Source organism: Candidatus Ulvibacter alkanivorans (assembly GCF_003333325.1).
Lineage (GTDB): Bacteria > Bacteroidota > Bacteroidia > Flavobacteriales > Flavobacteriaceae > Ulvibacter_A > Ulvibacter_A alkanivorans.
The window spans coordinates 1-22,281 of record NZ_QOLC01000002.1; the positions used below are offsets into that span (position 1 = coordinate 1).

Annotated in this window: 18 protein-coding genes; 4 read left to right on the forward strand and 14 right to left on the reverse strand. The window is 41.0% G+C overall.

Features of this window, described 5'->3' with window-relative positions; genetic code table 11:
* Nucleotides 1–40: 40 nt before the first annotated feature.
* From DWA30_RS00050 to rpsO, 6 genes are all read right to left on the reverse strand, one after another.
* A complete protein-coding gene (locus DWA30_RS00050) occupies nucleotides 41–1,084 on the reverse strand; it encodes an FIDD domain-containing protein (protein WP_114490504.1) in 1,044 nt (347 codons plus the stop codon).
* A gap of 174 nt (nucleotides 1,085–1,258) precedes the next feature.
* Nucleotides 1,259–3,457, reverse strand: coding sequence for a xanthine dehydrogenase family protein molybdopterin-binding subunit (locus DWA30_RS00055; RefSeq protein ID WP_114490505.1), 2,199 nt, complete (start codon nucleotides 3,455–3,457; stop codon nucleotides 1,259–1,261).
* A gap of 7 nt (nucleotides 3,458–3,464) precedes the next feature.
* Complete coding sequence (locus DWA30_RS00060) at nucleotides 3,465–4,445, reverse strand: FAD binding domain-containing protein (protein ID WP_114490506.1); 981 nt, start codon at nucleotides 4,443–4,445, stop codon at nucleotides 3,465–3,467.
* The gene (locus DWA30_RS00065) at nucleotides 4,442–5,044 is read right to left on the reverse strand and encodes a (2Fe-2S)-binding protein (RefSeq protein ID WP_114490507.1); all 603 of its coding nucleotides are present in this window, start codon (nucleotides 5,042–5,044) and stop codon (nucleotides 4,442–4,444) included. The genes DWA30_RS00060 and DWA30_RS00065 overlap by 4 nt, the downstream gene beginning before the upstream one ends.
* Nucleotides 5,045–5,128: 84 nt before the next feature.
* Nucleotides 5,129–7,354, reverse strand: coding sequence for a polyribonucleotide nucleotidyltransferase (locus tag DWA30_RS00070; RefSeq protein ID WP_114490522.1), 2,226 nt, complete (start codon nucleotides 7,352–7,354; stop codon nucleotides 5,129–5,131).
* 221 nt (nucleotides 7,355–7,575) lie between these two features.
* On the reverse strand, nucleotides 7,576–7,845 hold the full coding sequence (gene rpsO / locus DWA30_RS00080; RefSeq protein ID WP_114490509.1) for a 30S ribosomal protein S15: 270 nt from the start codon (nucleotides 7,843–7,845) through the stop codon (nucleotides 7,576–7,578).
* A 180-nt stretch (nucleotides 7,846–8,025) separates the two neighbouring features.
* On the opposite strand from rpsO, the gene DWA30_RS00090 reads away from it, so the two are divergent.
* Nucleotides 8,026–8,853 (forward strand): hypothetical protein, encoded by an 828-nt coding sequence (locus DWA30_RS00090; RefSeq protein WP_114490511.1) that lies wholly within the window; start codon nucleotides 8,026–8,028, stop codon nucleotides 8,851–8,853.
* 51 nt (nucleotides 8,854–8,904) lie between these two features.
* Here DWA30_RS00090 and accD read toward each other — a convergent pair whose 3' ends face one another.
* Genes accD through tamL form a run of 3 tightly spaced genes read right to left on the reverse strand, consistent with a single transcriptional unit; the run spans nucleotide 8,905 to nucleotide 13,522 of the window.
* Nucleotides 8,905–9,771, reverse strand: coding sequence for an acetyl-CoA carboxylase, carboxyltransferase subunit beta (gene accD, locus DWA30_RS00095; protein ID WP_114490512.1), 867 nt, complete (start codon nucleotides 9,769–9,771; stop codon nucleotides 8,905–8,907).
* A gap of 56 nt (nucleotides 9,772–9,827) precedes the next feature.
* Complete coding sequence (fbaA, locus tag DWA30_RS00100) at nucleotides 9,828–10,895, reverse strand: class II fructose-bisphosphate aldolase (protein ID WP_114490513.1); 1,068 nt, start codon at nucleotides 10,893–10,895, stop codon at nucleotides 9,828–9,830.
* 44 nt (nucleotides 10,896–10,939) lie between these two features.
* A complete protein-coding gene (gene tamL, locus DWA30_RS00105; protein WP_317048318.1) occupies nucleotides 10,940–13,522 on the reverse strand; it encodes a translocation and assembly module lipoprotein TamL in 2,583 nt (860 codons plus the stop codon).
* Nucleotides 13,523–13,558: 36 nt separating this feature from the next.
* On the opposite strand from tamL, the gene DWA30_RS00110 reads away from it, so the two are divergent.
* Nucleotides 13,559–14,287 (forward strand): TrmH family RNA methyltransferase, encoded by a 729-nt coding sequence (locus tag DWA30_RS00110; protein ID WP_114490514.1) that lies wholly within the window; start codon nucleotides 13,559–13,561, stop codon nucleotides 14,285–14,287.
* On the opposite strand, the gene porT is transcribed toward DWA30_RS00110, so the two are convergent.
* Together porT and ubiE are read right to left on the reverse strand one after the other, a co-directional pair.
* Nucleotides 14,274–14,981 carry a type IX secretion/gliding motility protein PorT/SprT gene (gene porT, locus DWA30_RS00115; RefSeq protein ID WP_114490515.1) on the reverse strand — a complete coding sequence of 236 codons (708 nt, stop codon included), beginning with the start codon at nucleotides 14,979–14,981 and terminating at the stop codon, nucleotides 14,274–14,276. The two genes, DWA30_RS00110 and porT, sit on opposite strands and share 14 nt — an antisense overlap.
* 3 nt (nucleotides 14,982–14,984) lie before the next feature.
* Nucleotides 14,985–15,716 carry a bifunctional demethylmenaquinone methyltransferase/2-methoxy-6-polyprenyl-1,4-benzoquinol methylase UbiE gene (gene ubiE, locus DWA30_RS00120; RefSeq protein ID WP_114490516.1) on the reverse strand — a complete coding sequence of 244 codons (732 nt, stop codon included), beginning with the start codon at nucleotides 15,714–15,716 and terminating at the stop codon, nucleotides 14,985–14,987.
* A 151-nt stretch (nucleotides 15,717–15,867) separates the two neighbouring features.
* Here ubiE and trkA point away from each other — a divergent pair, with 151 nt between their 5' ends.
* Both trkA and DWA30_RS00130 read left to right on the forward strand, forming a co-directional pair.
* Entirely contained in the window at nucleotides 15,868–17,217 is a 1,350-nt protein-coding gene (gene trkA, locus DWA30_RS00125) for a Trk system potassium transporter TrkA (protein WP_114490517.1), read from the forward strand.
* Complete coding sequence (locus DWA30_RS00130) at nucleotides 17,217–18,722, forward strand: TrkH family potassium uptake protein (protein WP_114490518.1); 1,506 nt, start codon at nucleotides 17,217–17,219, stop codon at nucleotides 18,720–18,722. The genes trkA and DWA30_RS00130 overlap by 1 nt, the downstream gene beginning before the upstream one ends.
* Before the next feature lie 10 nt (nucleotides 18,723–18,732).
* Here DWA30_RS00130 and purT read toward each other — a convergent pair whose 3' ends face one another.
* From purT to DWA30_RS00145, 3 genes are read right to left on the reverse strand one after another with little or no spacing between them, the layout of a single operon-like run.
* A complete protein-coding gene (purT, locus tag DWA30_RS00135; protein WP_114490519.1) occupies nucleotides 18,733–19,896 on the reverse strand; it encodes a formate-dependent phosphoribosylglycinamide formyltransferase in 1,164 nt (387 codons plus the stop codon).
* A gap of 12 nt (nucleotides 19,897–19,908) precedes the next feature.
* Entirely contained in the window at nucleotides 19,909–21,099 is a 1,191-nt protein-coding gene (locus tag DWA30_RS00140; protein ID WP_114490520.1) for a pyridoxal phosphate-dependent aminotransferase, read from the reverse strand.
* Between the two features lie 2 nt (nucleotides 21,100–21,101).
* Entirely contained in the window at nucleotides 21,102–22,061 is a 960-nt protein-coding gene (locus DWA30_RS00145; RefSeq protein ID WP_245933827.1) for a fatty acid desaturase family protein, read from the reverse strand.
* Nucleotides 22,062–22,281: the final 220 nt, after the last annotated feature.

A 22,281-nucleotide genomic window follows, 5' to 3' on the forward strand; every position in this document is an offset into this window, starting at 1 on the left:
ATCAAGTGTCTCAAATTCGTTGATTATAAATGGATATATTTTATTCTTCGCAAGGAATGGCTTCAATACTAAAGGGAAATACGTCGATAAACGATTCTGAGTACCTATCTACAATACGGGCAAATAATTGTTGTGGATTTAAAACGTTGCTATACAATTCTTCTGTGATAGCATTTTCGCCTAATATTGCATCTGTTTCTGATTCGTAAAACGTGATGGAAATAGCTTCCGAATCATTTAGGTGATATTGAATCCCTAAACAACTGATAGCTTTGTTCAAATTGAATTCAGCAACTCCCGAATCATTTTGAAGCTCACATTCTTTATATACTGTGCCATCACAGACAGATTCGCAGTTCGCATGAATTTCAACAACGCCCAATGAGTTCTCTAAGCGCATTAAATCATTGGAGTCATAGGTCACATCCCACTCTAAATTCCAATCGTTACCTATCATGTGCATATCGTTTAGATTTATATTTAACCGTAGATCGTCGTCAACAAAATAAGTGATCCAAGTACCGAAGTACACAGCATTCTCGAAATAAAAATTAAGTGAACCATCAAGGTTTATTTTAAACGTAGAGCCGTTGTACTCTTGATATGAATTACTGATTGAAAGAATATTCCAAGTGCATGCTTGTGTAGTTAGGATACCGTTGCATTCTAGAATCGCTTCTTGACGCACACAATTATTAATAGCCTCTAAGAGATCTTCGTTATTGTTTATTTCGATTAAGGTTCCGTCACTGGTAGTTCCTGTAATTGGAAAACTTAGGCTTACAGATTCACCATCCAATAAGTTGGATAGTAAAATTTGAAATTCTACATCATTCGATATTCCTACGGCTTCAATAAATTCTTGATTTTCGTCAAACACGAACAAGGCAAAAGGGTAGTTGAAGTCAATACAGCTAATCTCATCGTCAAGTGTGTTATTAGAAACTCTATAGATTAGATTGTATAGTTCAGAATCTACTTCAATATATTCGGTGGTATATTCTATTTCTCCTATAGGCTCATTCTCACAGCTAATGAGTACGATGAATACGGAAACTAAAAGGAAATATAAGTTGTTTCTCATGATCTTGCTTTCTTATTAGTCTGATCGATAAGAAAACAGTTGCGTGAAAAAAATAAAAAACATGTTGTTTAGTTAAATTGCAGTTCAAACCGTACTACTCTGACAGGGATAATAGATTGATGTTGTGGCCGACACAAAAAAAAAGAGCAAAAGTTTAATCTAAGTGAATCGCGTTTATGAAGTAACTATTTTGTCCGGAGTCACAGGGAGGTGTCTAAATCGTTTTCCAATAGCGTTATAGATTGCATTAGTAATTGCCGGTGCCGATCCAATTAAGCCTACTTCACCAAGCCCTTTGGCGCCCATTGGATTGATATTTGGATCGGGTTTGTTTATAAATGAAACCTCGATTATTGGAACATCGGCATTGACCGCTACATGATAACCGGCAAAATCGTTGGCAACTAGTCGACCGGTGGATTTATCTATGTCTTGTTTTTCTCTTAAGGCCATTCCAACGCCACCCACACCTGCACCAATAATTTGGTTGGCAGCTGCTTGTGGGTTTACGACGGTTCCTGCATCTACTACAATTACCATGCGATCAACCTTTACCTTACCTGTAAGTGAATGTACTCGTACTTTATAAAAATGTGCTGCGGAAGAACAGAAACCATATTTTTCACGTTCTTCCCCTGCATTCGAATATTCTTCAACATTAATGCTTTCTAGTGCATTCGAATCAAAAAGTTGTTGGTAGGAAATAGTTTGTTTTTTGTTTTCTGAAGAATACACGCCAGTTTCACCTAATCGCACTTCCGAAGCATTCCACAATTCATTGTCTTTAGAGGCATAAGAAGCTATTTCTTTCTTAAGCGCAGTACTGGCAGCATCTATGGCACCACTCAATGAAGATAGTCCCCAACTTCCGCCTTGTGTTACCGATCTTGGATGGACTGAATCTCCTAATTCTATAGCAATCTTGTTCTTAGGAACCCCCAAGAAAGTGTGGATCATATTCACCATGGCTTGACCGGTCCCTGTTCCAATATCGGTCATAGCCGTTCTCACAACAAGGTTGCCATCGCGATTCATTTCTATGGAAGCGCCTGCATTTCTGCGAAAGGCGGTCCATAATCCAACAGCCATACCGTAGCCCGTATACCATTCTCCGTTTTTAAGTTGTCGCGGTTGCTTCGGGCGTTGATTCCAGCCTATCTCCTTAGCACCTCGTTCTAAGCATTCATTTAGATAATGTGATGACCAAGGATTCCCGGTTTGCATATCGTATGGTGCAATGTTCTTTAATCGAATTTCAACAGGATCGGCATTAAGTTGATAGCATAACTGATCAATAGCAGATTCTACCCCAAAGGTACCGGTCGAATCACCCGGTCCGCGCATCCAGGTAGGAGCGGAGAGGTGAAGTGGGAATACAGCGAAATTTCGTTCCACATTTTTAAATCCATATACCTTGTGGGCAATACCGGTAATTCCTTCTGCAAAGTAATGTTGTTGTGAGGTGTTGTGTTTTGATTGATGAATAATACCTAAGAGTTTGCCTGTTTCGTCGGCTCCTATTTTTACCCGTTGCCACGATTCTGGCCTATATCCAACCATTGTAAACATTTGCGGTCTTGTGAGCACAACCTTTACAGGTCGCTCCAGCTGTTTTGCTGCTAGTGCGGCTGCAACCGTATTAAACCAAACCAATAGTCCGGATCCAAATCCACCACCAACATATTCGCTAGTCACTCTAATGTTCGTTGGGTCAAGACCAAAGATAGTTCCTATGTTTTCCTGTACTCCATTAACACCTTGCGTTTTGTCGTACAATCGCAATTGATCGTCTGATTCCCAATGCGCGATGGTAGCATGCATTTCCATAGGATTATGTACCTCCATAGAAATGGTATACTCTTCATCCACGCTATAAGGTGCATTCGCCCAATCGCTGCTGCTGCCTCGATCATTTTGAGCATCTTTTAGTTCGGCTTTTTTACTTGCTGAGCTAAAGTCAATATCAAAGGGAGCTTCATCGTATGTTGCTTTTACATATGTTGCGGCGTGGGTAGCATCTTCTATGGTTTCAGCTAGTACCAACGCAATAGGTTGGTCATTAAAATCTATTTGAGTGGTGTGAAAAAATTTGTGATGAATGGGAAGTTTGTCTCTGCTCTCTAAATTATCAAGACCACTGGCATTGGGCTTGTTCCAATACGATAATACAGCAACAACACCAGGGGCCTGTTTAGCTCCTTCAACGTCTAAATGGGTTATTTTTCCAGAGGTAATCGTACTGCCCACAAGCACGCCGTACACCAATCCCGGCAGTTGATATTCTGCAGAGTATGTGGCCTTACCTGTTACTTTTGCGATTCCTTCAACCCGCCCTCTGTTATTAGCACTTATATGTTTCGATGCAGCTGTCATTTGACGTTTATTTAGTTGAAATAGATTCTAACAATGCCGATGTGATCGCACCTTCTAATAAAGGGACTTTAAATGTATTGTTTTGTAAAGGGTTTACTTCCGAAGCAGCGATAGTTGCAGCTCTTTCAAAATGTGCTCTAGTGGGCGGTTTATTTTTTAAATAAGCTTCCGAAGCAAACCAACGCCAAGGTTTGTGCGCTACACCACCAGAAGCAATACGCGCTTCTTTGATCACTCCATTTTTAATAGACAGTGTCGCCGCCGCCGAAACCAAAGCAAACGCATAGGAATCTCGCTCTCTAATTTTTATATAGGCAAAATTTTCATTGAAATCATTACTTGGAACAAATACAGCAGTGATGAGGGCATTGGCAGGTAGATTGTTATCTAGTGCCGGCGTGTCGCCCGGCAATTTATGGAAATTTTCAAATGGAATTTTTTTAGTGCTTCCATCTTTTTTAATGATCAAAACTTCTGCATCCAACGCGGCAAGGGCCACGCAAAAGTCGGAGGGGTGTACCGCTACACAAGCATTGGAATTACCAATTATGCCGGCCATTCGTTGATGGCCATTAAGTGCACTACAACCACTGCCCGGTTTACGTTTGTTGCAATCAAAAGTCGTATCGTAAAAGTAAGGACAGCGAGTACGTTGTAATAGATTTCCACCCGTAGTTGCCATATTGCGAATTTGCGGCGATGCTCCTGCCAATATTGCTTTGGAAAGTAGTGGATAATATGTTTTGATATCTGGATGCGCCGCGACCATACTATTGCTGGTCGAAGCACCAATTAGTACACCTTTAGGGGTAATCTCGATCGAATTTGGCAAGGCGGCTGTTATATGAATCAACGTGTTAGGCTGATTAATATGTTTCTTCATGAGATCGATCTGATTGGTGCCTCCGGCCAAGTATTGACTGTTCTTATTTGCCAAATCAGTGGCTTGTTCTGCATTGGTGGCGGTATGATATTCAAATGGCTTCATGTTGCAACACTCTTTACGGCGTTTGTAATTCCGTTATACGCCCCACATCTGCAAATGTTTCCGCTCATAAACTCTTTGATCTCTTCCACCGAATTGGTATGTCCTTCCTTAACACAGGCTACAGCAGACATGATCTGCCCTGGAGTGCAATAACCACATTGAAATCCGTCATGTTCCAAAAAAGCTTCTTGCATTGGGTGTAGTTCCGAACCGTTAGCAAGCCCTTCTATAGTGGTGACTTCGGTTTGAGGTAAAGTGGCAGCCAGTGTGAGACAACTCAATACACGATCTCCATTCACATGAACCGTGCACGCGCCGCATTGCCCATGGTCACATCCCTTTTTAGTACCGGTTAGCTGTAATTGTTCTCTTAAAAGATCTAATAGGGTGGTTCGGCTATCGGATCGTAAGCTATACGCTTTGCCATTGATCTTTAGTTGTAACCCGATTATTTCTTTCTTTATAAAGAAGGTGTCTTTTATATCGTGATAAAATGCTTTTACCGAGTGAGGCATAAGTGCTAGGGCCGCAAATGCCGAAGTAGACTTAATAAAAAAGCGACGACTAAGGTGTTGTTTTTTTTCTGAAGGTTCTTTCATTGAAACGAATGATTACCTAAAGATATAAAAAAAATCGCCTCTCATTTCTGAAAGGCGATTTTTATTGCATTCATTATGAATTATTTAGTCGCGATTTCTGTTTCTGTTATCACGACCTTTGTTTCTGTTGTCACGGCCTTTTCCGCCGCTTCTGTCATTTCTGGAAGAAGATCGCTCCTGATATCCTTCCGGCTTTGGCAACAACGCTTTTCGAGATACTTTCTCTTTACGTGTACGAGAATCTACTCCAAAATATTTCACGTCGAACACATCGCCCATATTAACGACATCGCTAACATTTTCGGTGCGTTCCCAAGCTAGTTCAGAAACGTGTAATAATACTTCGTTCCCTGGTGCTTCAGTATATTCGACCACAGCTCCAAAATCGAGCATCTTGATTACTTTTACTTCATAAACACTTCCCACTTCAGGCTTGAACGTGATCGAGTCTATCTTCGCTAATACAGCATCGATTCCCGCTTGATCTGTACCTAAGATCTCAACAATACCTTCTTCGGTTATTGGATCTTCATTAATTACAATAGTGGTATTGGTTTCTTTTTGTAACTCTTGAATTACTTTTCCACCAGGCCCGATTAAGGCTCCAATATATTCGTTTGGAATAACCGTCGTAACCATTTTAGGGGCATGTGCTTTTACTTCTGCATTTGGTTGTGCAATAGTATCGGTCAACTTACCTAAGATATGTAATCTACCTTCCGCAGCTTGTTTTAACGCATTAACCAGGATCTCGTACGATAATCCCTTCACTTTAATGTCCATCTGGCAGGCAGTAATACCATCGGCCGTTCCCGTTACTTTGAAGTCCATATCACCTAGGTGATCTTCATCACCAAGGATATCACTTAATACGGCATATTTTCCGGAATCACCGTCTGAGATCAATCCCATTGCGATTCCAGATACAGGCTTCTTCAGTTGAACACCGGCATCCATCAACGCCATAGTACCGCTACAAACGGTTGCCATAGACGAGGACCCATTCGATTCTAATACTTCACTCACCACGCGCACCGTGTATGGGCAATCTTCTGGGATCATCCCTTTTAGGGCACGTTGGGCCAAGTTTCCATGACCTATCTCTCTTCGTGAAGTTCCGCGAATAGGGCGCGCCTCTCCGGTAGAAAAAGGAGGGAAGTTATAGTGTAAGTAAAATGTTTCTTCTCCTTCAAAAGAAGGCATATCAATTTGGTTGGCTTCTCGAGAAGTTCCCAAGGTTACAGTTGCCAATGCTTGTGTTTCTCCTCTAGTAAAAAGAGCCGAACCGTGCGTAGATGGAAGGTAGTCCACTTCACACCAGATTGGGCGAACTTCGTCACTTTTTCTTCCGTCAAGACGAAGCCCTTCGTTTAAGGTAAGGTCACGAATAGCTTCTTTTTCGGCCTTGCGGTAGTATTTAGAAACCAAATCGCCAATATCTTCTAATTCTTCTTCAGAAAAGGTAGCTTTAATTTCTTCTTTTATTTCTGAAAAGGCGGCACCACGTTCTTGCTTAGAAGATCCACCTTTTGCAATAGCGTATACTTTGTCGTACGCCATATCACGAATCTTTTTCTCTAATTCCTCATCTTCGCGTTCTGCAGGATATTCGCGTGTTTCTTTTTTTCCGAAGGCAGCAGCTAAACGCTCTTGGGCCGCACACTGCTCTTTAATATGTTCGTGAGCGAATTTAATAGCTTCAACCATCTCTTCTTCTGAAATTTCTTTCATCTCACCTTCTACCATCATTACAGAATCTGCAGAAGCACCAATCATCATATCGATGTCAGATTCTGCTAACTGTGCGCGTGTAGGGTTGATTACAAATTCACCGTTAATGCGCCCCACGCGTGCTTCTGAAATTGCACACTCGAATGGGAAATCGGATAACTGGATCGCTGCCGAAGCTGCTAAACCAGCCATCGCATCCGGCATTACATCGTCGTCGTGAGACATTAATTGGATCATTACTTGAGTCTCGGCGTGATAATCTTTCGGGAAGAGCGGACGAAGTACTCGGTCTACTAAACGCATGGTTAAGATTTCACCGTCACTTGGTCTAGCTTCTCTTTTAAAGAAACCACCCGGATAACGACCCGAAGCCGCAAATTTTTCACGGTAGTCTACTGTTAATGGTAGAAAATCTAGGTCCTTTTGCTCGTAGTTAGAAACTACGGTACACAGTAACATACAATTTCCAGATTGTACAACAACAGAACCATGTGCCTGCTTTGCTAATTTTCCGGTTTCAATAGAGATTTCTCTACCGTCACCTAGGTCTATGACCTCTTTAAATACTTTAGGTATCATTTTGTTTTTCATTTTCTGCCACAGCTCTAACAAAAATGCAGAAGGTATTGTGGCGTTAATAATTGGTCAACGACCGTATTTCGGTCGAAGTGTTGTTGTGTTGTTGTGGTTGACCAATGAAAAACCTAAGGGTAGCTTTTCTATGTATTCTGCCGTTGTAAATCGAACGACAGAATCGTAATTAAAATAAAAATAAAAGGGCTCTAATGAGCCCCTTTTTATTACTTACGTAAATTTAATTCTTTAACGATCGCACGGTATCTTAAAATATCCTTTTTCATTAGATAATCTAAAAGTGACCGACGCTTACCTACCAACTTTACCAAAGATCGCTCTGTGTTGTAATCTTTGTGGTTGTTTTTAAGGTGTTTTGTTAAATGCTCGATGCGATAAGTAAATAACGCAATCTGTCCTTCAGCAGAACCGGTGTCATTCTTTGATTTACCGTGTTTCGCGAAGATCTTTTCTTTTTCTTCTGGTGCTAAATACATGCCAATATTATTAAAATGATTTTTATGTACTGACTACCACTTTGGTAGGCAAGCGGCAAAAGTACAAAATCAAATCTGTTTTTTACATATTTTGACAGAATTTTCTTCGGAAAAATATACCAAATTAATCCATTTAACGTTATCGTAGTCCTAACAATGTAAACTTTAAAATTTAAACGTATGAAAACCATCCTCAAGAAAATTGGGTGTATTGCACTAACGAGTGTTGCTTTATTAGCTACAAGTTGCTCTGAAGACGAAAGCCCAACCACCGAATTTCAATTCTCTGCAGAAGACTCCACACGTGCAGCTCAAGCCGATAATACAATAGAAGGAACGCTGGCTATTATGGAAAATGGCTATGCCGAAGCTGAAGAAGGACGATCGAGTATTAATTCATTTTTTCCAGATTGTGCCACTGTACAATTTACCCCCAACGGAGACGGAGGCACCATCGTACTAGATTTTGGAGATGGTTGCGAACTAAACAACGGAAGTATCGTAACTGGAATGATCACATTAGAATACGGAGCATTTATAGCCGGAACTCGTACTATCGAATACACCTTCCAAGATTTTACCTATAATCAGAATGGTGTGAGCGGCGGTGGTACTATTCTTCGCGAAATTGCAAACGATAACGATAATCCGCAATCTACGGTCAACGAAAGTATCACGGTTAGTTTTCCAAACACAGAGATTACCGCGACTCGCGACGGACTTAGAATCGCCGAGTGGATCGAAGGTGTAGGTAGTGGCACCTGGACCGATAATGTATATTCGATAACCGGTAATTGGGAAACTACATTTACCAATGGATTTCAACGTAATGGAGAAGTAACAGAGGCATTAATTCGTGAACTATCTTGTCTTTACTTAGTGAGTGGTGTGCTTGAAATAGAGCAACAGAATATTACGGCCCAATTAGATTTTGGAGATGGAAGTTGCGATAACATCGCTGTTATCATTTTTAACGGTGAGACCATCCCAATAATATTGGGAAATTAATCCTTGAAAATAAATTATAAAAAAAATGTCCGCAATTTGCGGACATTTTTTTTAAGCAGTTTTTTCTCGTAACGGTCGGTTAAGTACCAGATCCAGATATAAGTTCAATTTTCGTTTTAGGTCACGTCTGTGAGTGATAAAATCAAGGAATCCATGATCCAATAAGAACTCGGCAGTTTGAAAACCTTCCGGCAATTCTTTTCCTGTAGTGTCTCGTACTACTCTAGGTCCTGCAAAACCGATTAATGCTCCCGGCTCACTAATATTAATGTCACCAAGCATTGCAAAAGAGGCAGTAGTTCCTCCTGTGGTAGGGTCGGTACACAAAGAAATGTACGGTATACCGGCATCAGACAGTTGTGCGATCTTTGCACTAGTCTTTGCTAATTGCATTAACGAAAGGGCAGCTTCCATCATACGAGCGCCTCCACTTTTAGAGATCACCATCAAAGGAATCTTTTTCTTAAGTGAATAATCGGCTGCTCGTGCAATCTTTTCACCTACAACACTTCCCATCGAACCACCAATAAAACTAAAATCCATACAAGCGATCACTAGGTCTTCACCCATTGATTTTCCAACGGCTGTGCGAACGGCATCATTCAATCCAGTCTTGTCTTGCGCTGCTTTCAGGCGATCTGTATATTTTTTAGTATCCTCGAATTTAAGTGGGTCCTTGGACGTAAGTCCTTTGTCTAATTCCTTGTATTTGTTGTCATCAAACAGAATTTCAAAGTATTCTTTACTACCAATACGCACGTGATATCCGTCTTCCGGACTTACATAAAAATTACTTTCAAGTTCGTCACTGTCTACAATTTTACCTGTGGGCGACTTGTACCACAACCCTTTAGGGACGTCCTTTTTTTCTTCGGTAGGTGTTTGTATTCCTTTTTTTGTTCTTTTAAACCAAGACATATTGTTGCTTTTAAGGGAGTTTTAATGGTCGTTCTTGTTAGAACTCAATTCCCGGTTTATAATGTGTTTATATTGTTAAGGTCTTCGAAAGCTTGTTTTAAACGTTTTTTAAACGTCAATTCGCCTTCTCGTAACCACTTTCTAGGGTCGTAATATTTCTTATTAGGTAATTCAGGACCATCTGGATTACCAATTTGTGTTTTTAGATATTCCATATGCTCACGCATATAATCCCGAATACCTTCATTGAACGCGAACTGAAGATCGGTATCAATATTCATTTTTACGACACCGTATCCTATGGCTTCACGAATTTCTTCAAGGGTAGATCCGCTTCCGCCGTGAAAAACAAAATCGATTGGATTAGCATCTGTTTCAAATTTTTTCTGGACATACTCCTGAGAATTTTTTAATATCTCGGGTGTTAGTTTTACGTTCCCCGGTTTGTAGACTCCGTGTACGTTTCCGAAGGCAGCAGCGATCGTAAACTGATCGCTAACTTTCATAAGTTCTTCGTATGCATATGCCACTTCTTCGGGCTGTGTATATAGTTTAGACGAATCTACATCGGTATTGTCAACACCGTCTTCTTCACCACCGGTAATACCTAATTCTATTTCTAGGGTCATCCCCATCTTACTCATTCGCTCCAAATAGCGTTTAGAGATTTCAATGTTCTCCTCAATAGGTTCTTCGGAAAGATCCAACATATGCGAACTGTATAAAGGGACCCCATGTTGTTTGTAGTAAGCTTCACCTGCATCTAATAATCCGTCGATCCACGGAAGCAATTTCTTAGCACAGTGATCGGTGTGCAGAATAACAGTAGCTCCGTATTCTTTCGCCAATTCGTGAATGTGTTTTGCACCGGCAACGCCACCGGCAATGGCTGCTTTTTGGTCTTCGTTAGAAAGCCCTTTCCCAGCATTAAAATGTGCGCCACCGTTAGAGAATTGAATGATCACAGGCGATCGTAATTCGGCTGCTGTTTCAAGAACAGTATTGATAGAACTCGAGCCTACCACATTAACAGCGGGCATCGCGAAACCGTTTGCTTTTGCGTATTGATGTATTTTTTGAACTTCTCTTCCGGTTGCTACCCCGGGATGGATATTATGATTCATAGAGATGACTAATTAGGATAGCAAAAATAACAAATTTTAATGGTTTAGAAGGGATAGTTGATGCCGATGTTATACACAGCATTATTAAAATTGTAATCTTTAAACCAACGTTCTCCCTCCGGTCTTGCCGGGTCGTGTGTCTTAAAGCCAATATCGAATCGCAAAACAAAAAAGCCAAAGTCGTATCGCAATCCGAAGCCTGAAGCAACCGCCAACTCTTTTAGATCACCAATTCCTTCAAATCGAGATGCAGGGTCTTCTACATTATCGAAAATATTCCAGATGTTGCCTGTATCAACAAAAAACGCTCCTTTAAAGGCACCTAGAATTGTATAGCGATATTCGGCATTTAGTGCGATCTTAAGGTTGGCATCATTAAATTCGTTAGGGTTTCCACTACTTCCGGGGCCTAGTTCGTAAGCCCGCCAGCCTCTATTGTCATTAGCCCCTCCGGCAAAGTAACTTCTGGTAAACGGAATACTTCTACTGTTTCCGTAAGGCACAGCAAGTCCGCCAAAAGTGCGTATAGCAAATATATTATCGGCATTCAAAGCCCAATGCTTAATGTACTCGAACTCCCCTTTGGCATATTGAGAAAACGCAACTCCTAAGGTCTCAAAATTACCGTTTTCGTTCTTTTCGAAATTTGAAAGACTAGCGATCCCTGAAAGTAGATTACCGGCGGTCTCTATTTTCCAACGAATTCGTGAGAAGTTCTTATCGAAAATGTTTTCTCGTGTATCACGAGTCCATGTAAAATTACTCGCAAAGATGAGGTTGTTCTCGGTAAGTCGGTCTTTACGCTCATCGATGGTGCGCACTGTATCGAAGTCATCTCGGTTGCCGCTGGTGGGATTTATAGTACCCATTAATACATCGTCGATAAAATTATTGGCACCCGACGGAATCGTGAGTTGCAATTCATCGTCTACCAAGGTGTAATACTCCGGATCTATCGTACCCGGATTGTTGATTTCGATATTTTGAGCGATATCGTTCAATTGCTCGAACGAACTTCTAAATACGTTAAAATAATTCTCTACGTTTAGATTTCTCACGTATTGAATATTGAGTAGGTCTAAACGGTAGTTCTTTATCTTCGAGGGTTTCCATTGGTAATTGAAGATGGTACTTAAATTTTGCCTATCTAAACCAATATTATTTTGAGCGTTAAAACCGATGCTGATATTGGTAGATGGCGACATGTACTTAGGAATGATCTTGTCGGTATTTAAAGGAAATAAAATACTTGGGAAGGACAGTTTTACATCGGCTCCAAGATCTGAAGTGTCAAAAAAACTGCTATTTCTGTCTGCTGAAGATCCCACGCTACCACCTGCTGTTAGTTCTAATGTCTCGGCACCTCGAAAAACATTCCGAATTAAAAAAGAAGAACTAAAACCGATACCGAAAGGTTGAATGGTTGAGGTATAGGCATCGAAATCGACTCCAAGGGTATACTTTTTCTTCGGGCTCAATAATACCGTCGCAATCAAACCGGTGCCGGTGGTATCACTTTTGTCTTCTTGATACGTGATCGAAGGGTATTTGAATATGCGTAGATCACTTATTTGGTTGTAGGTAAGCGTACGATCAATATCTTTAAAAATTGCATTGGGCGCGATCGAAATGGCATCGGTAATGGCCTTGGGTCGGTAGGCTAAATCGTCGTAGCTGTATATCTTATACCCTTTATAATTTGCCGAATCTTGGAATCGTTCGTTTCTGTTTTCAAAAAGATAATCGGTTACCACACGTACTTGATTGATACGATGCACCTTAAATTCTTCCGTATACGTGGAATCCCCAACTGTTATTTTCCTATTGGGTATTAAATACGTAATGTTGGCCTTATGTCCTGTATTTACTGTATCACCTTCAAATCGAACATAATCTTGGTCGAAATGGAATAGGCCCGAATTTCTAAATTGAATGGTCAATCGGTCACGTTCATTCTGAAAATCGCTTGCAGCATACTGCTGCCCGCTCTTTATAAACGTATTATTCTTACTGTCTTGAAATAATGAATCGACTACAGGAGAGGCGATTTCCGTAGTAATAGAATCGATAATATAAGGTTGGTAACGCTGAATGTTATATTTAACAGAAGCCCTTTTATCTTTCTTTTCACTAGGAGTAATGGTGTAGTCTCCGGTGGTGTTGAACCACCCTCTTTTAGCATACCACGATTTTATTCGGTCCAGTGATTTCTCTGTTTTCTCTTCACTTATTATGACCGGTGCATCTCCCGACTCCTCTAACCATTCGTTAAACCCAACATAACTATTGCCAATTTCCTCAACTTGTTTACGAGAAATAAAATTAACCAAGCGTTCCTCTCGTTCAGGCTTTCTATGCAGCCACCTCTGGTAGGTTGAGTCCGGATGTGGATCGGCCAAATTATAAATATGCAGCCCAAAAGGAATCCCCAATAACGGGATTTTAGGATTGGGTCTTTGGTACAATTGGCTGTAGACCCCGGCATCGTTAATTTCAACACTGTCTACAACGATCGTATTTTCGGTCAATAAGAATTTATCTGCAGGTACCCGTTTAACAGCATTACAGGAAATAAGAAGTACTGTTACTGTTAAAAATAATGATATTTTTGTGAGGTGTCTGGTCAATGGGTGCAAATTACTCAAGTTCAAAAATAGCATAATTTGATAAGTAAAGGTCAAATAAAATTAATAACAAGTTTACAGCAAAAAAAGTACCGCGATAAAACCGGACTCTTTATTGCCGAAGGACCCAAAGTCATTCAAGAGCTAGTAGCTTCAGGGGTGCGGTTGCATTCGCTTTTTTCTACGGAAACTTTTGAAGACGCATCGGTAACCACTACTATTGTTACTGCCGCCGAACTTCAGAAAATAAGCGCTTTAACAACTGCCAATACTGCTTTGGCCGTGTTTGAAAAACCGGAACAAACAGTTCCACATTATGAAGGACTCACAGTTGCTCTCGATGCGATTAGGGATCCCGGTAATTTGGGAACCATCATCCGCTTGTGCGATTGGTTTGGTATACAACATTTGATCTGCTCGACCGATACGGCCGACTGTTATAATCCTAAGGTAGTGCAAGCAACGATGGGTTCGTTGGCACGTGTTACTGTTTCATACGTTGATCTTAAGGAATTCCTTCAAAATGCAGAAGTGCCAATTTACGGAGCCATGCTTCAAGGTACTAATGTATATACGGCACAGATGCCAACCAATGCAATACTGGTAATGGGAAATGAATCGAGAGGGGTTTCCGAAGCAATTCAGCAACAACTAACACATCGATTAACCATTCCACAATTTGGAACTTCAAAAGACACCGAAAGCTTGAATGTTGCAACGGCTACGGCAATATTAGTAAGCGAGTTTAGACGTGCTACTGGAAGGTAAAATTGACAAAGATTCCGCGAGTCGCCATCTTGTCGATGTTGCCGGTCCACGGACTGTTAGGGTCTTCATCTCGCACCAATTCATCACTCATTGCGAATACTCCTCTAATTGAAGGTGTAAATTTAAAATAGTAGAGGTAAAAATCGATACCAAATCCTAATTCGAAATAGGAGGTGTTCTTGGTCATTCTAAACTCACCCGAAAAATTGTCCTCCGGGTTGTCTTGATTGCTTGAAAGGTTGACCGAAGCAGAGATACCGCCTACAATAAATGGTTTGAAATTATTAAGTCGTTTCGTAGAAATTTTAACTAAAAGAGGTACGTGGATATAGGTTGATTTTGCCTCTCGCAGAAAATCTTTTTCTTCTTCAAAGCCGGGAAAAATCAAATTGCGTTGTGTATAGTACAAGCCCGGTTCGAGACGTAGATTTACGTAGTTGTTAATGCGCATATCACCTACAAGTCCTACATTAAATCCTGCTTCTCCTTCTACCAAGACATCGGTATTCGCATCCCCTAGATCTTCTTTATAATCAAATTTAAAATCATAGCTGTTAAAGCCCAAAAAGTACCCCCACGTTAAAAAACGGTTGTCGAAGGTTTCTAAATTGGAAAGTCGTTCCTTGTTAAACAGCTGTGCTTGAGCAGATTGCGCCAAGAAAATAAATGCTAACAGGTAAAAGATTCTTCTCATATATTATTTGGTAGCTGTGTAAATCGTTGCCACGCCAAATGTTTGTGGATTATTTTTCACTTCTATAAACCCAATTTTGCGTAAAATATTGTTGAGTTCCTCTCCGTGAGGAAAAACGGAAGCACTTTCACTTAGATAGCGATAGGCTACTTTGTCTTTAGAAAACACTTTTCCTATAAATGGTAAGACCTTGCGCGCATAAAAATAATACCCTTGTTTAAATGGGGTCTTGGTGGGGACCGAAGTCTCTAAGATCACAAATAAGCCGCCGGGTACTAACACTCTGTAGATCTCAGCAAGTCCTTTTTCCAAATGTTCAAAATTCCGAATCCCAAAGGATACGGTAATAGCATCAAACTCATTGTCTTTAAAAGGCAAGGCTTCACTGTCTCCTTTAATGAATTCAATTTTATCTGAAAGCGAATTGCCTTCAATTTTCTTTCTTGCTACCGAAAGCATACCTTCTGAAAGATCGAGGCCCACAATGCTGGCATCCGGTATTTTTGAAGCAAACTGAATGGCCAGATCACCCGTCCCTGTCGCAATGTCTAAAACGTTTGAAGGATTTGTCGCAGCCACTTTCTTTATAACTTTCTTTCGCCAGGCCGTGTCTGTACCCAAAGAGATCACACGGTTAAGTCCGTCGTACTTCCCCGAAATAGTATCGAACATTTGTTCGACCTGCTCTTTTTTATTGAGCGCTGAATCTTTGTAAGGAGTTACTTTTTTCTTCATTATTAGTTCTGCTTGCCTCGCATTTGGCAGGCAGCAAAACTACAAATTTTATCATTGTTAGCGGCTAATTCACCATATTTTACATTTAGGGCTAAATTTGAGTGGCAAACTTAAAAATGGCTATATTTGCACTACCTATTGCGATTCATTTATGAAAATTATTATTGCCGGTGCCGGTGAAGTAGGATTTCATTTAGCAAAACTCCTTTCTTTCGAGTCCCAAGATATTACATTAATAGATATTGACAGAGATTCCCTTGCCTATGCCGATACACATTTAGACATTCGGGTAGTTCGTGGCGATGCAACTTCTATTTCCGTATTAAAAGATTCGAAAGTTGCGAAAACCGATTTGGTGATCGCTGTTACTGCTAGTGAGACCACCAATATTACCGTATGTGTATTGGCAAAACAATTGGGAGCAGAGCGTACGATCGCTCGTATCTCAAACACCGAATTCATTGAAAACAAAGAAGAGGTAGGGTTTACCAAGTTTGGGATCGATGAACTTATTTCTCCCGAATCTCTAGCGGCAAACGAAATCGAATTATTACTAAATCAAAGTGCGTTTAACGATACCTATGAGTTCGAGAATGGTGCTTTGACGATGATAGGGCTGTCGCTAGCACGAACAACGGCCTTTGTTGGTAGAACCGTGAAAGAACTTGCAGATATTTATCCCGAACTGAGATATATGCCCATTGCCATACAGCGCTACGGTACGCAATACACCTTGATCCCTAGAGGAGACACCCAATTTAAAGAAGGCGATCAGGTCTATTTCGTTACCACCAAAGCAGGGGTGGATCAAATCTTTAAGCTTAGCGGAAAAGTACGTCAGGATATTAAGAACGTCATGATCCTAGGAGGAAGTAATATTGGTTGTAAAACCGCAAAAGACCTTTGTAAGAGCAGTTTTAATGTAAAATTGATCGAGAACGACAAGAATAAAGCCTTCGAGATCGCAGATGATATCCCAAGTTGTTTGGTGATAAACGGTGACGGGCGAAATGTGGAGTTGTTACAGGAAGAACATATTTCAGAAATGGACGCTTTTATCTCGGTTACCGGTAACAGCGAAACCAACATCATGTCGTGTTTGGTAGCTAAATCGAAAGGCGTTAAAAAAACGATCGCATTGGTTGAAAATATGGACTATTTTCAATTGTCGCATTCTATTGGTATCGATACCCTTATCAATAAAAAACTGCTAGCGGCCAATACCATCTTCAGATATATTCGAAAAGGCGACGTGATAGCAATGACCAAGTTGAACAATATGAATGCCGAATTATTGGAGTTCATGGTCTCGTCCACTTCCCAAGTTTGTAATAAGCAAATAAAGAACATAGATTTTCCTCGTTCGGCCATTATTGGTGGTGTAATACGTGACAATAAAGGTGTTATCGCACTTGGAGATTTCACCATACAGAAGGGTGATTTGGTGGTGGTCTGTTGCTTGCCACAATCTATTGGAAAGGTTGAAAAGCTCTTTGTATAATGCATTCCATCTCAAAATTAAATTTTAAGATCATTTCCCATATCATGGGGCTGCTTCTCACAGTGAATGGCGGTTTTATGTTGTTGGCAACTGCTATCAGTCTTATCTATAAGGACGGAGTGGTTGGTGAAATGCTTTCCGCAGGAACGCTCACCATACTGTTGGGAGCTACGGTTATGTTCCTCACGCGAAATCATCGAAAGGAAATTCAGAAAAGAGAAGGATACATAATCGTAACCTTCGGTTGGATCATTATGGCACTAACAGGAACCTTGCCCTATGTTTTTACAGGAACGATTCCGGGCTTTGCCAATGCGTTCTTTGAAACAATGAGCGGGTATACCACTACGGGGGCAACCATTGTTAAAGATATTGAAGCCTTACCCAACGGAATACTGTTCTGGCGTAGTGTGACCCACTGGATTGGTGGAATGGGGATCATCGTGCTGGCGGTTGCCATATTACCTTTGCTTGGTATTGGTGGGATGCAATTATTCGCTGCGGAAGCACCGGGCCCTGGCGGAGACAAACTGCATCCTAGAATAACCGATACGGCCAAACGACTTTGGCTTATATATGTTGGCTATACTATTATCGAAACAGTACTGCTAAAATTAGCAGGTATGAGTTTTTTCGATGCAATTAATCACTCCTTAAGTACCTTGAGTACGGGTGGTTTCTCTACCAAAAATGCCAGTATTGCTTTCTGGAACGACCAACCGCTCATTCAATACATCATCATGGTGTTTATGTTCCTAGCGGGCGCCAATTTTGTACTGAGTTACTTTGCTTTTAAACTGAATTTTAGAAAAATTGTAAAAGACGAAGAGTTTAAGATGTATGCGCTGTTTGTCATCTGCCTAAGTATAGTCGCAGGGATTATGATCTATTTCAAAGCCGATGTAAGCGCTTCAACGGTAGCACACCCTATGGTGCTCGGGGAGTTTGAAAGTGCTATTCGACATGGATTTTTTCAGGTGTTGGCCATAGTAACGACTACAGGTTTTGTTACCGCCGATTATACCGTGTGGACGCCATTTTTAATGATGTTCTTTTTCGGATTAATGTTCTTAGGCGGTTCTTCAGGCTCTACTTCGGGTGGAGTGAAGATCGTACGTCACCTCATTATGATAAAAAATGGTATCCTAGAGTTCAAGCGTACGCTACATCCCAATGCAATTCTGCCGGTACGATACAACAATAAGGCAATTCAACAACCTATTGTATTTAATATCCTTGCGTTTTTCATACTCTATATGCTGTCGTTCATAGTCGGGGTTTTGGTGTTTACTTCTTTCGGACTCGATTTTCAGACCGCTCTAGGTGGCGCAGCATCCACTTTAGGAAATGTTGGTCCCGCTTTGGGTGATCTCGGCCCCATAAATAATTACGCTAATTTACCCACCGGAGCAAAATATTGGTCCTCATTCTTAATGCTTATAGGGCGTTTAGAACTATTTACAGTTTTAATTCTATTTACCCCATTCTTTTGGCGTAATCGATAAGAAGTTAAGTTTACAGGGTAATATCTACCTTGGAAGCCAATTGTTTTGCTCTTGTTATTACTTCGGAAAGATCTGCGTTCAAGTCATCGTACGCAAGGACAACACCCATACGTCGATACGGTCGAGCACTGGGTTTTCCAAAAATTCTAAAATCACTTTTTTTTGCTGCGGAAACCTCGTCTAATCCATTGAAACTTGGGTTACTTGAATTCCCGTCAGCTAGAAGAACAGCCGAAACCGCCATCCGTTCTAAGGTGATTTCCGGAATTGGCAAGCCAATAATTGCTCGTAGGTGTAATTCAAATTCATTGAAATTTTGGGTGTTGGCCAAGGTGACCATACCGGTATCATGTGGTCTGGGTGATAACTCTGAAAAGTAGACGCCATCATTGCCCACAAAGAACTCGACGCCCCAGATCCCGGGACCTCCTAATGCCTCCGTTACTTTGTAGGCCATCTCTTTTGCGGTTTCCAAATGTGTTTCATCCATAGGGGCCGGTTGCCAACTTTCGCGGTAATCGCCTCGTTCTTGGCGATGACCAATGGGTGAACAGAATAATGTAGGACCTTCTTTTTGGGTTACGGTAAGCAAGGTGATCTCATAGTTAAAATCGATAAAGGCCTCTACAATTACTTCGGCGACATCCCCTCTAGAACCATCTTGTGAGTATTGCCACGCATGTGCGATGTCTTTTTCGGTATGTATGGTACTTTGACCCTTGCCACTAGAGGACATAAGTGGTTTTACTACACAAGGCATACCTATTTCGGCTACGGCCTGTTTTAATTCGGTCGCTGAGGTCGCATACCGATAGGCGGCTGTTTTCAATCCCAGCTCTTTGGCAGCAAGATCTCGAATAGCCTTACGATTCATGGTGAAATTTGCAGCCTTGGCAGAAGGAATTACCGTATATCCTTGTTTTTCGTATTCGTAGAACCTTTCGGTGCGAATGGCTTCAATTTCGGGCACAATATAATCGGGTTGATACTTTTCGACCAATGCATCTAAGGCGGCACCATCTAACATATTAATAACTTCAAATGCATGCGCCACTTGCATGGCTGGGGCATTTTCATAGCTGTCTACGGCAACTACGTATTGTCCTAATCGCTGGGCAGCAATAACAAATTCTTTTCCAAGTTCGCCGCTACCTAACAATAAGATCTTCGCCATTTTTTTGTGAAATTATGCTGAAACTGCTGCTTTAATTCTTTGAATTGCTTCTCGAATATCTTCTTCGGAAGCTGCATAAGAAATACGGATGCAGTTGGGGTCGCCAAAAGCTTCACCCGTAACTGTGGCCACATTGGCTGCTTCAAGTAGATATAATGAGAAATCGGATGCCGTATTAATATGCGTGCCACCTAAGGTCTTTCCGAAGTAATAAGAAATATCAGGAAACACATAAAAAGCTCCTTCGGGTTCGTTGGTTTTAAATCCGGGAATTTCAGAAAGTAAATTAAGAATGATCTTTCGTCTTGCTTTAAACGCATCCACCATATACTGAATCTTACTCGGCGGATTCTCTAAAGCGCTTATCGTAGCGCGTTGTGCAATACAATTCGCACCACTGGTTACTTGACCTTGCATTTTGTTACAAGCTCTAGCAATCCATTCGGGAGCACCAATATACCCTATTCGCCAACCAGTCATACTATACGCTTTCGAAACGCCATTTACCACCACGGTACGATCGTACATATCTTCAAACCCGGCCATAGAACTGTGTTTGCCGCTAAAATTGATATGCTCGTAAATTTCGTCACTAACAACGATGATGTCCGGATACCGTACTAATACATCTGCCAGCGCACGAAGTTCTTTTTTGCTGTAAACAGAACCACTCGGATTACAAGGAGAACTGTAGATGATCATTTTGGTTCGTGAGGTAATCGCACGTTCCAGTTCACCTGGAGTGATCTTAAAATCTGTTTCGATCGTTGTCTTGATCTCTTTAGGAATACCTCCTGCTACTTTACTAATATCACTATAGCTCACCCAATACGGAGCTGGTAATAATACTTCATCACCTTCATTCAATAAGACCTGAGCCAAATTGTACAGTGATTGTTTGGCACCGGTTGAAACCACGATTTGCGCAGGTTGGTACACCAAGTCGTTATCGCGCTTGAACTTTGTGATAATGGCCTGTTTGAGGTCACCGTATCCGTCTACCGGTGTGTAAGAATGATAATCGTTCTCTACTGCTTGAATAGCGGCTTGTTTTACAAAATCGGGAATTGTAAAATCGGGTTCTCCTAAACTTAGACCAATAATGTCTTTTCCAGCTTCTCTTAGTTCACGTGCTTTGGCAGCCATGGCCAAGGTGGCCGAAGTAGCCATATTGTTGATACGGTCAGAAAGTTTTGGATTCATAGTTAAGCAGATATTGCTGGTTTCATGCCCATTTCTCGCAAGTGTCTAAAGTGGGCGATCACCGCTTTACGTGTTGTTTTATATTCGTGATAAGGTAAATTGAATTCTAAGGCCGTTTCTTTTACGATCTTAGAGATCCTAGAGTAATGTACATGGCTAATATTCGGAAAAATATGGTGTTCTACTTGGTGGTTTAGTCCGCCAGTAAACCAATTCATCAATTTATTATTCGTCGAAAAGTTAACGGTGGTGAAGAGCTGGTGAATGGCCCACGTGTTTTTCATAGATCCGGAAGCATCGGGTAGTGGCATCTCGGTCTCTTCGACGATGTGCGCCAATTGAAACACAATACTCAAAATAAGTCCGGCAACATAATGCATAATAAAGAACCCTATTAAAATCTTCCACCAAGCAAGGTTAAAGAACAGGATTGGAACAACGATCCAAATTCCGGCATAGATGAGCTTGGTGATGATCAGGGTGCTCCATTGTGTAATCGGTTTAGGCAGTTTGCCATAGGCGAGTTTTTGCGACAGATAACGTTTGGTTTGCATAAAATCTGAAGTCAATACCCAATTGATCGTAAGCAGCCCGTAGAAAAAGATGCTGTAGTAATGTTGAAATTTATGAAAGCGTTTCCATTGCGAATGCTTAGAGAACCTAAGAATTCTTCCGGCTTCCATATCTTCATCGTGTCCGTGGATGTTTGTATAGGTATGGTGTAATACATTGTGTTGTACTTGCCAGTTGTAAACATTACCAGCCAAGATGTACATACTGCCACCCATCACTTTATTGATCCATTTTTTTGAGGAATACGCACCGTGATTGGCATCGTGCATCACGTTCATGCCTACACCGGCCATTCCTACACCCATTACAACGGTAAGCAGTAATTGTGCCCACCACGGGAAATCGAGGCCAAGGAATAAGAAGTACGGACAAAGAAAGAGGGAAAACATGATAATTGTTTTCAAGTGAAGTCTCCAATTTCCGTTTCTTGAGATGTTGTTTTCTTTAAAATAGGAATTGACACGCTTGTTTAGAGTTCTGAAAAACTTAGCAGAATCAACACGTGAGAAGGTAATTTGTTTCGGGTTCACTATAATTTATTATTTAATGTGGGGATTTAAAAAAGCAAAGCGCTAAAATAAGCATCTTAGAACGAAAACGCATGCCGCT